Origin of the sequence: Nocardioides sp. REDSEA-S30_B4 (genome assembly GCF_001627265.1) — a bacterium.
In the GTDB taxonomy this organism is placed as follows: domain Bacteria; phylum Actinomycetota; class Actinomycetes; order Propionibacteriales; family Nocardioidaceae; genus Nocardioides.
The window spans coordinates 1-11,889 of record NZ_LUPI01000069.1; the positions used below are offsets into that span (position 1 = coordinate 1).

The following is an 11,889-nucleotide window of genomic DNA, read 5'->3' on the forward strand; positions in this document are numbered from 1 at the left end:
GTTCCTAGACAGCTCCACTCCACACCGGGGAGGCCTTCGTCCATCTACAGATCAGACCGTGTCGTCGCAGGATCTCGACCAACGTGCCTGGGCATCACAGCTAGATGTCGAAGGTGCAGTCGCCGACGGCGGCGGTGACGCAGGTCTGCACCTGCTCGTTGGTCTGGTCGAACTCGTCCCCGTTGCGCAGGTCGCGGACCCGGCCGGAGACGAGGGTGAGCGTGCAGGTGTGGCAGATGCCCATCCGGCAGCCGTAGGGCATCCCCACGCCCGCCTGCTCGCCGGCCTCGAGCACCGTGGTGGCGCCGTCGGCCTCGATCGTCTTGTTGGAGTTGCGGAAGGTGAGGGTGCCGCCCTCCCCGCCCTCGCCCCCGAGCTGGAGGGTGAAGCGCTCGAGGTGCAGGTGCTCCTCGAGGCCCTCCCGCTCGAAGTGCTCGGTGATGGCGTCGAGCATCGGGGCCGGTCCGCAGGCGTAGGTCTCGCGCTCGCGCCAGTCGGGGCAGAAGGCGTCGAGGCCGCGCTCGGCGTGCGCGAGCTCGAGCATGCCCTCGGTGTCGGTGTACAGCCGGTGCAGGTGGAAGGAGTCGTGCCTCTCCTCCAGCGCCAGCAGCTCGTCGCGGAAGATCATCCGGTCCGGCGTGGGACTGGAGTAGTGCATCACCACGTCCGCACTCCCCTGGCCGCTCCCCTGGCTGCTTCCCTGGCCAGTTCCTTGGCCGCCGAGCTGGCCGCGGCGGTCCATGGTCCGCAGCATCGCCATCACCGGCGTGACGCCCGAGCCGCCCACGAGGAAGAGCATCTTGGCCGGCGGCGGGTCGGGCAGCACGAAGTCGCCCTCGGGGGCAGCGAGCCGCACGATCGTCCCGGGCTGCAGGCTCACCAGGTGGCCCGACATCTTGCCCTCGGGCATCGCGCGGATGGTGATGGCGATGTGCCGTCCGGAGCGCTTGGGCGGCGAGGAGATGGAGTAGGAGCGCCACTGGAACGTGCCGTCGACCTGGACGCCGATGCCGACGTACTGGCCCGGACGGTGGTCGAAGCGCCAGCCCCAGCCGGGGCGGATGACCAGCGTGGCGGCGTCCTCGGTCTCCTCGACGACCTTCTCGATGCGTCCGCGCAGCTCGCGCTGGCTCCACAGCGGGTTGATGAGCCGCAGGTAGTCGTCGGGGTGCAGCATGTGACCTCCGTCTCGGATCAGAGCCACAGTGAACAACTGTTCTCTTTACTTCGTCAACGCCCCCGTCCGGGTGAAGCACCCGCCGGCCCGGCGACCACCACCGGACTACCGTGGTGGGCATGGGGTACGACGTGGAGAAGACCGACGAGCAGTGGCGGGCCGAGCTCTCGCCGATGGAGTACGCCGTCCTGCGTGAGGCCGGCACCGAGCGGGCCTTCGTCGGCAAGCTGACCGACACCGAGACCATCGGCGTCTACCGCTGCAAGGCGTGCGACGCGAAACTCTTCGAGTCCGAGACGAAGTTCCACTCCGGCTGCGGCTGGCCGTCGTTCTACCAGGCCGTCCCGGACACGGTGGAGGAGCGCGAGGACACCTCCCACGGCATGCGCCGCGTCGAGGTGCTGTGCAAGAGCTGCGGGTCGCACCTGGGGCACGTCTTCCCCGACGGCTACGGCACGCCCACCGGCGACCGCTACTGCATCAACTCCGTGAGCCTGACCCTCGAGCCGGCCGACGGCTCGGGCCCGGTCGCCGGCTGAGCGCGGGCCGGGGCACCACCGACTTAGTGACCGCGGAGTGCATCGCATGAACCAGGTTCACGCGATGCACTCCGTCGCTGTCGTCAGGAGTCGCGTGGGGTGAGGGCCGGCACCACGACGACGACCCGCTCGCCGTAGGTGGTGTCGGCCCACCCCTGGAGGGTGCCGTCGTCGAAGGGGACGTCGACGTAGACCTGCTGCTCGGTCGGGTAGGCGCCCTGCGCACCCGCGACGCCGGGCAGCTCGGCGGCGACCTCCTCGGCGATGGCCTGCAGCTCGGTCGCGCTCGGTGGGTCGGTGGGGAGCGGGTCCGGCTCCGGCTCCTCGATCATCACGTCGTACAGAGCGGCCGGGATCGCGTCGGCCACGGTCAGCGCGGTGCCGTCCCAGGAGCCGGTGATCGCGAACGAGCCCCAGCGGACCCTGCCCTGCTTCTCGTGGATCTCGTGCTCGGACCAGTCCCAGCCGAGGACCTCGGGGCCACCGCACTGCGGCGGCCAGGACTCCGCGATCGCCCCGAGGCAGACCTCGGGACCGTCCCCGGTGTCCATCACCATCACCAGGCCGCGGGTGCGGACGTCGGCGGGCAGATCGAGCGCCGGCGCACCGGTCGGGGCGTCGGGTGCCGGGTCGCGGGCGAGGTCGTCGCCCCCGCTGCTGCTGCAGGCGGTGGAGGTGAGCAGGACGGCGGCGGCCACCGCGGCGAGGCGCAGGCTGGTCGAGCGGGTCATGCCGCTCCGACGTACGCCGGGGATCGACGGTTCCGCGATCGTGCGGTTCATCGGCCGGCCGACAGACCTTGCCACCGGACGATGGGCCTTCATCGGCCAGCGGAAAGGTTCATCGGCCGGCCGATGAACCTTCGGACCCGCGGGTGCCCTCAGCCTCAGGGAAGCCGGTCGACGAGCTCGGCGACCGGGGTCAGCGCGCCGGTGTAGAAGGGGATCTCCTCGCGCACGTGCCGGCGGGCGGTGGAGCCGCGCAGGTGCCGCATCAGGTCGACGATGCGGTAGAGCTCGTCGGCCTCGAAGGCCAGCAGCCACTCGTAGTCGCCGAGCGCGAAGGAGGCCACGGTGTTGGCGCGGACGTCCTTGTAGTCGCGCGCCATCTTGCCGTGCTCGGCGAGCATCGCGCGGCGCTCCTCGTCCTCGAGGAGGTACCACTCGTAGGAGCGGACGAACGGGTAGACGCACACGTGCTTCTTGGCGTCCTCGTCGGCGAGGAACGCCGGGACGTGGGACTTGTTGAACTCCGCCGGGCGGTGCAGCGCCATCTGCGACCACACCGGGTCGAGGCGGGCGCCGAAGGAGGTGCGGCGGAAGCGGTGGTACGCCGACTGCAGCTCCTCGCTGGTGGCCGCGTGCGTCCACACCATCACGTCGGCGTCGGCGCGCAGGCCGCTGACGTCGTAGACGCCGCGCACGACCGTGTCGGACTCGTCGAGCTCGGCGAAGAGCTTCTCGACCTCGGCGCCCTCGGCGGGCCGGTCGGCGTCGGGGCCGAGCACGTCGCGCAGCCGGAACACCGACCACATGGTGTAGCGGATCGAGTCGTTGATCTCGCGCACGCGGGCGGCGTTGGACATGGTGTCGCTCATGGCACCCATTGTGCCGCGCGCTCCGCGGAGCCGATGACGGCGGGGATACCGACGCCGTCGTACGCCGCCCCGCAGACGGCCAGGCCGGGGACCGCCTCCACGGCGGCCCGGACGCGGGCGACGCGGTCGAGGTGACCGAGGGAGTACTGCGGGAGGCCCCCGCCCCAGCGCTGCACGTGGGTGTCGACCGGGGTGGCCTCGAGGCCGGTGGCGTCGCGCAGGTCGCGCAGCGAGACGGCGACCAGCTCGTCGTCGTTCGCCTGCAGCGCGGCCTCCTCGCCGTGCCGGCCGAGCGAGGTGCGCAGGTGGATCAGCCCGTCGGCGGCGCCGGCCTCGCGGACCCAGCCCCACTTGGAGAAGGAGAAGGTGGCGGCCTTGATCGCCCGCCGCTCCACCGGCGGCACCAGGAAGCCCGAGGCGTCTGTCTCGGCCAGGGCCCCGGTGTCGGCGACGCGCAGGGCGAGCGTCACCACGGCGACCGACGCGGCCTCGACGCCCGCCAGCTCGGTGCTCGCGGCGGGGGCCAGGTCGGCGAGCAGCCGGGAGGCGGCGGCGGCCGGTACGGCCAGCACCACGGCGTCGGCGGTGATCGTGCGCTCGTCGGTCGTGGGGCCGACGGTGAGCGCGAACGGTCCGCTGGTCGTGGTGCGGCGCAGCCCGCGGACCGTGGCCCTGGTGCGGACCTCGAGCCGCTCGGCCAGGGCCAGTGGGAGCCCACCCATGCCGCCGGGGAGACCGGCGAAGACGGGGGCCGAGTAGGTCGCCGGGGCGGTGAGGCCAGGGGCCTGGTCGAGCAGCGAGCCCTGCTCGGCGAGGGCGACCAGCTGCGGGACGGCCGCCCGGGCCGAGATCCGTCGGGCGTGACCGGCGTACACACCGCCGAGGAGGGGCTCGACGAGGCGGTCGGTGACCGCGGGGCCGAGGCGGTCGTCGACGAGGTCGCCGACCGTGACGTCGGCGCCGATGGGGGTGGCGGCGTGGCCGGACTCCTCGCGGACCCGGGCCAGCTCGGCGTCGGTGAGCACGCCGCTGGCCGCGAGGTCGTCGAGGTCCAGCGGCACGCCCATGAGGGAGCGCGGCAGCGGGCGCAGCGCGTCGCGGGTCCAGATCCGGCTCGAGGCGACGGTGGGGTGGCACACCTCGAGGCCGAGGTCCGCGGCCAGCGCGACGCCCTCGGGCCGGCGGTTGAGCATCGCCTCGGCGCCGACGTCGACGGGCACGCCCGCGACGCTGCGGCGGCGCAGCACGCCGCCGACCTGCGGGGAGCCCTCGAGGACGAGGACGTCGCGGCCCTGCTGCTGGAGCCGGTACGCCGCCGACAGGCCGCCGATCCCGGCGCCGACGACCACGACCTCCCGGTGCTCACCCTGCTGGCCCACGTCCCCCAGCGTCCCACGGGGAACCACCACCCCCGACGCCGCGTCCCACCGGCATGAACCGATCCCGCACCCCTGTCGCCGTCGCGCTCGGCATCGTGCTCGCGCTGCTGGCGCTCCTCGTCCTCGCCGGCTGCAGCGCCGGCTCCTCCGACGACGCGATGGGCGGTGAGTCGATGGCCGAGCCGATGGAGGGCGCCGACATGGACGCCCCCGAGGTGTTCGACGAGGCCGGCGCCGGCGCGATGGACTCCACCTCCGCGCTCATGTCCGACGGGGACACGGCCGAGCGGGACATGGCCGCCTCAGACGCCGTCGACGCCGCCTCGGCGGAGGAGGGCGCGCGGCAGGCCTCGATCATCTCCACCGGCACCGTGAGCCTGCGCGCCGACGACGTGGGCGACGCCCGCTTCGAGGTGCAGAAGGTGGTCGACCGGGTCGGCGGCCAGGTCACCGACTCCGAGACCCGCACCGACGACGACGGCGCCGTGCGCACCGCGCGACTGGTGCTGCGGGTGCCGTCCGCGGAGTTCACCGAGACGATGGACGCGCTGGAGAAGGTCGCGGACCTCGAGGCCTCCTCCACGACCTCCGAGGACGTCACGACCCAGGTGGTCGACACGAACGTCCGCATCCGGGTGCAGCGCCAGAGCATCGCGCGCATCGAGCAGCTCCTCGACCGCGCCGGGTCGATCCGCGACATCGTCGCCGTCGAGCGCCAGCTCACCGACCGCGAGGCCCGGCTCAACTCGCTGCTGCGCCAGCAGGCCTACCTGGCCGACCAGACCTCGCTGTCGACCATCACCGTGCACCTGCAGCGCCACCCGGTCGACGAGCCCGAGGAGGAGGACGGCGAGGACGGCTTCCTGGCCGGGCTCTCGGCCGGCTGGGCCGCGCTGGGCACCGTCGCGGTCGGGCTGGCCACCGTCGCCGGCGCCCTGCTGCCCTTCCTCGGCGTCGCCCTGGTGCTCGGGGTCCCCGGGTGGCTGCTGGTCCGCAGGGCGGTCCGCCGTCGGCGTACCGAGGCGCCGGCGGAGCCGGCCGGTCCGGCCGGGCCGTCTGCCGGCGAGCCGGTGCTGGAGGGCTGAGCCGGGATACTCCGCACGATTTCCCACCCTCGGCTCGAGCTGGGGGTGAGAACTCGTGCGGACTATCCCGCGTCGAGCGGGTACTCGTGCACGAAGTCCGTCAGCCGCGCCAGCTGGTCGGGGTCCGTCGACGGCAGGACGCCGTGGCCGAGGTTGAAGACGTGGCCCTTGGCGGCGCGGCCGGCCTCGATGATCTCGGCGGCGCGGGCGGTCATCACCTCGGTGGGGGCGAAGACGAGGGTCGGGTCGAGGTTGCCCTGGACACCGCGGTCGCCGACCATCGGGATCGCGCGCTCCAGCGGGGTGCGCCAGTCGACACCGACGACGTCGGCACCGGCCTCCCCCATCAGGTCGAGCAGGTTGGACGTGCCGACCCCGAAGTGGATGCGCGGGACGCCCAGTGCGCCGGCGCGGGCCAGCACCGAGGTCGACCAGGGCTGGACGTGCGCGGCGTAGTCCTGCGGGGTGAGCGCGCCGGCCCAGGAGTCGAAGAGCTGCACGGCCGAGGCGCCGGCGGCGACCTGGACCTCGAGGTAGGCCGCGGCGATGCCGGCGATCTTCTCCATCAGCGCCGACCACACCTCGGGGGCGCCGAACATCATCGCCTTGGTCTTGGCGTGCTCCTTCGACGGCCCGCCCTCGACGAGGTACGACGCCACCGTGAACGGCGCGCCGGCGAACCCGATCAGCGGGGTGCTGCCCAGCTCGCCCACCAGGCCCTGGACGGCCCGGGTGATGAACGGGACGTGCTCGGGGGTCAGGTCGGGGATCGCGGCGACGTCCTCGAGCGTGCGCACCGGGTGGGCGACGACCGGTCCGACGCCGGGCTTGATGTCGAGGTCGACCCCGACGGCCTTGAGCGGCAGCACGATGTCGGAGAAGAAGATCGCGGCGTCGACGCCGTAGCGGCGCACCGGCTGCATGGTGATCTCGATGGTGAGGTCGGGGTCCATGCAGGACTCCAGCATCCCCACGCCCTCGCGGACCTTGAGGTACTCCGGGAGCGAGCGCCCGGCCTGGCGCATGAACCACACCGGCGTGTACGGCACGGGCTCGCCGCGCAGGGCCTTGAGGAACGCGCTGCCGGACAGGTCGGCCGCAGAGGCCTGGGTGGGGCTCGTCACCGCTCAAGGGTGGCAGGGTCCCGGCGTGTTCGCACATCAGACCGCAGGGGTGCGACCTACTGTGGGGGCATGGTCGTCCGTCAGGAGACGCACCCCGCCGCGGGTGCGCCCGCCGAGCCGCCCGCGTTCCGCGAGGCGGTCGCCGGCCTGCGACGGGCCCGGGTGCGCCCCGAGGTGCTGCTGGAGCCGATGCCGGCGCCCCAGCGGATCGCGCCGTACGCCGCCGCCGTCTCCGCCGACGTCACCGTCGACGACGTGGACGTCGCGACCGGGCGGATCATCCTGCTGCACGACCCGAGCGGCAACGACGCGTGGGAGGGCACCTTCCGGTGCGTGGCCTACGTCCGCGCCGAGATCGAGGTCGACCTGGTCACCGACGCGATGCTGTCGGCCGTCGGCTGGTCCTGGCTGACCGAGGCCCTGGCCGCCCACGGCGCCGAGCACGTCGCCGCGTCGGGCACCGTCACCCGCGTGGCGACCGAGAGCTTCGGCGGGATGAGCGAGGAGCAGGGCACCGCCCAGATCGAGATCCGCGCCTCGTGGACCCCCGTCCACCCCGACGGCGCCGAGCGCACCCCCGACACCACCCCGCACGTCGAGGCGTGGGGCGAGCTGATGTGCACCGCCGCCGGGCTGCCGCCGGTCCCCGACGGGGTCGCGGTGATGCCGAGCCGGCGCGGACAGCGTAGCCGCTGATCAGATGAGCGAGCCGACCGTCCCCCACGACCCCCACGACCCCCAGCAGCCCGAGCAGCCCGAGCAGCCCGAGCAGCCCGAGACCGACGCCCCCGCTCCTGGGACCCCTCCCGAGCAGGAGCCGGAGAAGGCCCCGCTGCTGGCCCTGCGCGAGCCGATGCCGTCGGTCGTGGAGACCCCCGAGGCCCTGGAGGCGGTCTGCGAGGCCGTCGCCGGTGGCACCGGCCCGGTCGCGATCGACGCCGAGCGCGCCTCGGGCTACCGCTACTCCAACCGCGCCTACCTCATCCAGCTGCGCCGCGAGGGCTCCGGCACCCACCTGGTCGACCCCATCGCCTTCGACGGGCTGGCCCCGCTGCAGGAGGCCATCGGCGACGCCGAGTGGATCCTGCACGCCGCCACCCAGGACCTCCCCTGCCTGCGCGACGAGGGGCTCTCCCCCACCGAGCTCTTCGACACCGAGCTCGCCGGCCGCCTGCTGGGCTACCCCCGCGTCGGGCTCGCCACACTGGTGGAGACCCTGCTGGGCCGCCGGATGAAGAAGGAGCACTCGGCCGTCGACTGGTCGACGCGCCCGCTGCCGAAGCCCTGGCTGGAGTACGCCGCCCTCGACGTCGAGGTCCTCGTGGAGCTGCGCGACCTGCTGGCCGCCGAGCTCGAGGAGACCGGCAAGGCCGAGTGGGCCCGCCAGGAGTTCGACGCGCTGCGCGGCTTCGAGCCGACCCCGCGCGTGGACGCCTGGCGCCGCACCTCCGGGCTGCACAAGGTCCGGGGGCGTCGCTCCCTCGGGGCGGTCAAGGCGCTGTGGGAGCTGCGCGACTCCCTCGCCGAGCAGCGCGACGTCACCCCGGGCCGCATCCTCCCCGACTCCGCCATCACCGTCGCCGCCACGCACATGCCCACCGACAAGGGCTCCCTGCTGGGGCTGAAGGGCTTCCACGGCCGCGGCGCCGAGCGCTACTCCTCCCGGTGGGTGGCCACGCTGCGCGAGGTCGCCGAGCTCCCCGAGGACGAGCTGCCCACCCGGGCACCGCGCTCGGACGGTCCCCCCACCCCCCGGGCCTGGGCCGACCGCGATCCCGTGGCAGCGCGCCGCCTGCAGCACGCCCGGGAGGCGATGACGGCCCTGGCCGAGGAGCACTCGATGCCCGCCGAGCAGCTCCTGACGCCCGACTTCATGCGGCGTACCCTCTGGGCGCCGCCGCGCACCCGCGACCCGCAGGCGCTGGCCGCCGCGGTGGCCGAGCAGCTGACCGGGTACGGCGCCCGCCCGTGGCAGGTCGAGCTCACGACCCCGCTGCTCGTCGCGGCGATCCTGCACGGCGACGAGCCGGTCCCGGAGGCACCGCAGTCCGAGCCCGAGGCTCCCCAGCCCGACGCCTGAGCGCCTACTGCGTGTCGCCGGGCTCCCCGGAGTCCTCCTCGCCGGTGTCGAGCACCAGCTCCGGGGCCAGCACCAGCTGGGAGGCGAAGTCGATCGTGGCGCTGGCGCCCTCGAGGTCGAGCACGCCCGGGGCGGTGACCAGCTGGGCCACCTGGTCGTCCACCGCGCGCTGCAGCTCGCCCCAGGTGTCGAGCAGCGGCGGGATCACCATGTCGTCGGCGGAGTCGGTGAAGACCCCCGCCTCGACAGGCTGACGGCCCGGCTGGAGGAAGTCCTCGGACAGGGCGACCTGCTGGTTGGCCGGGACCACGAAGCCGGTGCGCGTCAGCGGCCGCACGACGTCGTCGCTGATCAGGTGCACGAGCAGGTCGGCGGCGCCGGACAGCGACACCGGGCGTCGGGCCAGGCAGAAGCCGGTCAGCTCGCCGGTGGTGGCGGAGGTCTCGATCGTGGGGATCGGCATCACGTCGAAGGACAGCCCCTGGGTCAGGCGCAGCTGGGGCACCCACGAGCGGTCGCCGGTGATCATCCCGAGCCGGCCGCGTCGGAACCACTGCTGAGGGGTCGCCTGGGTCAGCTGCTTGCTCGACAGCGTGAGCGGGCCGTTGCGCAGCAGTCCGAGGGTCGTCTCCAGGGCGTCGCGGGTGGAGCCGTCGGAGAAGGCCAGGGAGGTCGGGGCGTCGTCGTCGTCGAAGAGGTTGCCGCCACCGGAGTAGATGAACGGCGCCAGGCCGGCCAGCGAGGGGTCGACGTAGACGCCCTTGGTGCCCTTGCGGGGCCGCGTCGCGAACTCGGCGGCGGCCTGGAACTCCTCGAAGCTCCAGCGGCTGGCACTGGAGGGCACCTCGAGACCGCGCGCCTCCATCCGCTCGAAGTCGATGAGGTCGGTGTTGTAGAAGACGACCGTCGGGGAGATCTCGAACGGCATGCACTGCAGCCGGCGGTCGGCGGAGAAGGCCAGCAGCGCGTCGCGGGAGTAGACGTCGCCGAACTCCACGAACCGCTCGTCGAGCAGCTCGTCGACCGGGCTGGTGCGGCCCTCGTCGCGCAGCCAGGACAGGTCGCGTCGGGAGGCCATGAACACGTCGGGGTCGACCTCGCCCGCGGCCAGGGCCGCCATCGCCTCCTCGCGGTCGGAGAAGGCGACGACCTCCACGTCGGAGGTCTCGGAGATGACGGAGTACTCCGCCATCAACCGCTCGTAGGTGTCGATCTCGGCGCGGCTCCCCCACACGGCCAAGGTCAGCTGGTCCTCGGGGACGGGCGTGGCGACCGGGTCGGGGTCCAGCGGCGGCCGGCTCGAGGACTGCTCGTCCGAGCACGCGGCCAGCCCCGCGAGCACGACGGTCGACAGCAGCGCCGCCGTCGTACGTCGTGCAGCGGCACGCCCGATGAACCTCACGTCGCCTCCCGATCCCGGGTCACGCGACCCGCGCCGTCACCCTACTCACACCGTGGGGCCGCACCCGCCCGCGACGGCGTGCCGATCGTCACGTCGCCGGCCCTGACAGGCCTGCCGGCTCAGCCGAAGCTGTGGAAGCGACCGGCCGCGGCGATCACCCGCTCGAACGTCGGGCGGTCCAGCGCAGCCCCCTCCCGGCGTACGTCGCCGGGCGCGAGCGTCAGGAGCCGGTCCAGGCGCACCTCGCTGGGTCGCCGCTCGCGGTCCCAGCCGCCGGCGCCGACGTCCATCCAGTAGCGGCCGTGGCGGGCCTCGTCGGCGGCGTCGCGGTCGTGGTCCTGGCTGGTGAGCATCAGGCCGTAGAGCCGGCGCCGGTCACGGCCGATGAGGAGGACCGGGCGGTCCTTGCCCTGGCTGGCGTCCTCCTCGTAGGGCACCCACGCCCACACGACCTCGCCCGGGTCGGGCTTGCCGTCGGTGCGCGGGTTGTAGGCGACGCGCAGCCCGCGCGTGACCCGCAGCCGGGCGCGGTGCAGCGCCGCGCGCATGTCCCGGGGAGAGGCAGCCATGGCCACGACCCTAGTCGCCCCCGGGGATCCCACGGCCCGAGGAGCCAGCCGAACCCGCTGAGCCCGTGATGACGAGTGATGTGCGCCGGACCGGGAGCGCCTCACGGCGCGTGGCCGCTCGTAGCGGCTGATGTTGGGACCCGGGGCTGCCGCGGCCCGGCGCACCCGAGAAGCATAGACGCCATCCCCCGCCCACCCAATGCTTCCGCCCACCCAATGCTTCCGCCGAACCGACGCGAACTTCCGGAAGGACGCGCAGGCTCGGCGTGGAGGGACGGTCGGGGCGGGAGGGGGCAGGAGGGGTACGCCGCGGCGTACCGTGGTCCCGGTGAGCAGACCGCACCACCGCCCGACCCAGAAGAGCGCCGCGTTCTTCGAGGCCGTCGAGGGCGGGACCGACCCGGCGATCGTGACCGAGGCCGCCGAGCGCGCCGCCGCGCTGCTGGTGCGCGGGGCGCGGAAGTCCGAGGACGACGCGGTCGCCGACCGGCTGCTCCACCTGGCCGACACCGAGGGCATCGAGGCGATCGCGGAGGTCTGGTCGGGTGCTCCGGCCGACACCCTGGCCGGCTGCCTGTGGCGGCTCTACCTGCTGCGCCAGTGGGTGCACGCGGACCCGGTGCGCGTCTCACGGGCCTTCGAAGAGGGTCGCGCCCGCGCGCAGGTCGCCCGCGTCGTGGCCGGGGTGGCCGACCCGCCGGGCCCCGACCAGCTGCGCGCCATGGTCGACGAGGTGCTGCGGGGCATCGCGACCGGCGACTTCGCCGACCTGCTCTTCCGTGCCTCTGCCTTCGCGCGCGTCGTGGCGGCCGGTCACGCCACCGGCGAGGCCAGCCACGACGAGGTCAGCCGGATGCTCGCCACCGCCGAGCAGCTCGAGGCCGCCGGTCACCTGGAGCTGGCCGGCCGCCTCGGCTGACCCTCGGCGGTCGAGCAG

The 11,889-nt window shown here is 73.7% G+C and carries 12 protein-coding genes; 5 read left to right on the forward strand and 7 right to left on the reverse strand.

The window, feature by feature from the left end; all coding sequences use genetic code 11:
* Positions 1-100: 100 nt before the first annotated feature.
* On the reverse strand, positions 101-1,177 hold the full coding sequence (locus tag A6R01_RS12680; protein ID WP_292606403.1) for a ferredoxin reductase: 1,077 nt from the start codon (positions 1,175-1,177) through the stop codon (positions 101-103).
* A gap of 119 nt (positions 1,178-1,296) precedes the next feature.
* Between A6R01_RS12680 and msrB the strand changes: the two genes are divergently transcribed.
* The gene (gene msrB, locus A6R01_RS12685; RefSeq protein WP_292606405.1) at positions 1,297-1,716 is read left to right on the forward strand and encodes a peptide-methionine (R)-S-oxide reductase MsrB; all 420 of its coding nucleotides are present in this window, start codon (positions 1,297-1,299) and stop codon (positions 1,714-1,716) included.
* Between the two features lie 83 nt (positions 1,717-1,799).
* On the opposite strand, the gene A6R01_RS12690 is transcribed toward msrB, so the two are convergent.
* The 3 genes from A6R01_RS12690 to hemG all read right to left on the reverse strand — a co-directional run bounded on the left by A6R01_RS12690 (position 1,800) and on the right by hemG (position 4,692).
* Positions 1,800-2,447 (reverse strand): hypothetical protein, encoded by a 648-nt coding sequence (locus A6R01_RS12690; protein WP_292606407.1) that lies wholly within the window; start codon positions 2,445-2,447, stop codon positions 1,800-1,802.
* Between the two features lie 155 nt (positions 2,448-2,602).
* Positions 2,603-3,313: a hydrogen peroxide-dependent heme synthase gene (gene hemQ, locus A6R01_RS12695; RefSeq protein WP_292606409.1), complete on the reverse strand. Its 711-nt coding sequence runs from the start codon at positions 3,311-3,313 to the stop codon at positions 2,603-2,605.
* Positions 3,310-4,692 carry a protoporphyrinogen oxidase gene (hemG, locus tag A6R01_RS12700; protein WP_292606411.1) on the reverse strand — a complete coding sequence of 461 codons (1,383 nt, stop codon included), beginning with the start codon at positions 4,690-4,692 and terminating at the stop codon, positions 3,310-3,312. The genes hemQ and hemG overlap by 4 nt, the downstream gene beginning before the upstream one ends.
* A gap of 53 nt (positions 4,693-4,745) precedes the next feature.
* Between hemG and A6R01_RS12705 the strand changes: the two genes are divergently transcribed.
* Positions 4,746-5,777, forward strand: a complete 1,032-nt coding sequence (locus A6R01_RS12705) for a DUF4349 domain-containing protein (RefSeq protein WP_292606413.1) — start codon at positions 4,746-4,748, stop codon at positions 5,775-5,777.
* A gap of 62 nt (positions 5,778-5,839) precedes the next feature.
* Here A6R01_RS12705 and hemE read toward each other — a convergent pair whose 3' ends face one another.
* Positions 5,840-6,901, reverse strand: coding sequence for a uroporphyrinogen decarboxylase (hemE, locus tag A6R01_RS12710; protein WP_292606415.1), 1,062 nt, complete (start codon positions 6,899-6,901; stop codon positions 5,840-5,842).
* Between the two features lie 69 nt (positions 6,902-6,970).
* Between hemE and A6R01_RS12715 the strand changes: the two genes are divergently transcribed.
* A complete protein-coding gene (locus tag A6R01_RS12715; RefSeq protein WP_292606417.1) occupies positions 6,971-7,597 on the forward strand; it encodes a DUF3000 domain-containing protein in 627 nt (208 codons plus the stop codon).
* Between the two features lie 4 nt (positions 7,598-7,601).
* Positions 7,602-8,981: a ribonuclease D gene (locus A6R01_RS12720; RefSeq protein WP_292606419.1), complete on the forward strand. Its 1,380-nt coding sequence runs from the start codon at positions 7,602-7,604 to the stop codon at positions 8,979-8,981.
* A gap of 4 nt (positions 8,982-8,985) precedes the next feature.
* Here A6R01_RS12720 and A6R01_RS12725 read toward each other — a convergent pair whose 3' ends face one another.
* On the reverse strand, positions 8,986-10,383 hold the full coding sequence (locus A6R01_RS12725) for an extracellular solute-binding protein (protein ID WP_292606421.1): 1,398 nt from the start codon (positions 10,381-10,383) through the stop codon (positions 8,986-8,988).
* A 119-nt stretch (positions 10,384-10,502) separates the two neighbouring features.
* Positions 10,503-10,952, reverse strand: coding sequence for a type II toxin-antitoxin system PemK/MazF family toxin (locus A6R01_RS12730; protein WP_292606423.1), 450 nt, complete (start codon positions 10,950-10,952; stop codon positions 10,503-10,505).
* Positions 10,953-11,280: 328 nt separating this feature from the next.
* Between A6R01_RS12730 and A6R01_RS12735 the strand changes: the two genes are divergently transcribed.
* Positions 11,281-11,871: a hypothetical protein gene (locus A6R01_RS12735; RefSeq protein ID WP_292606425.1), complete on the forward strand. Its 591-nt coding sequence runs from the start codon at positions 11,281-11,283 to the stop codon at positions 11,869-11,871.
* Positions 11,872-11,889: the final 18 nt, after the last annotated feature.

Coding starts and splice junctions, on each gene's coding strand:
- A6R01_RS12680 (WP_292606403.1), bottom strand. CDS start 1,177: ATGCTGCACCCCGACGACTACCTGCGGCTCATCAACCCGCTGTGGAGC.
- msrB (WP_292606405.1), top strand. CDS start 1,297: ATGGGGTACGACGTGGAGAAGACCGACGAGCAGTGGCGGGCCGAGCTC.
- A6R01_RS12690 (WP_292606407.1), bottom strand. CDS start 2,447: ATGACCCGCTCGACCAGCCTGCGCCTCGCCGCGGTGGCCGCCGCCGTC.
- hemQ (WP_292606409.1), bottom strand. CDS start 3,313: ATGAGCGACACCATGTCCAACGCCGCCCGCGTGCGCGAGATCAACGAC.
- A6R01_RS12705 (WP_292606413.1), top strand. CDS start 4,746: ATGAACCGATCCCGCACCCCTGTCGCCGTCGCGCTCGGCATCGTGCTC.
- A6R01_RS12715 (WP_292606417.1), top strand. CDS start 6,971: ATGGTCGTCCGTCAGGAGACGCACCCCGCCGCGGGTGCGCCCGCCGAG.
- A6R01_RS12720 (WP_292606419.1), top strand. CDS start 7,602: ATGAGCGAGCCGACCGTCCCCCACGACCCCCACGACCCCCAGCAGCCC.
- A6R01_RS12730 (WP_292606423.1), bottom strand. CDS start 10,952: ATGGCTGCCTCTCCCCGGGACATGCGCGCGGCGCTGCACCGCGCCCGG.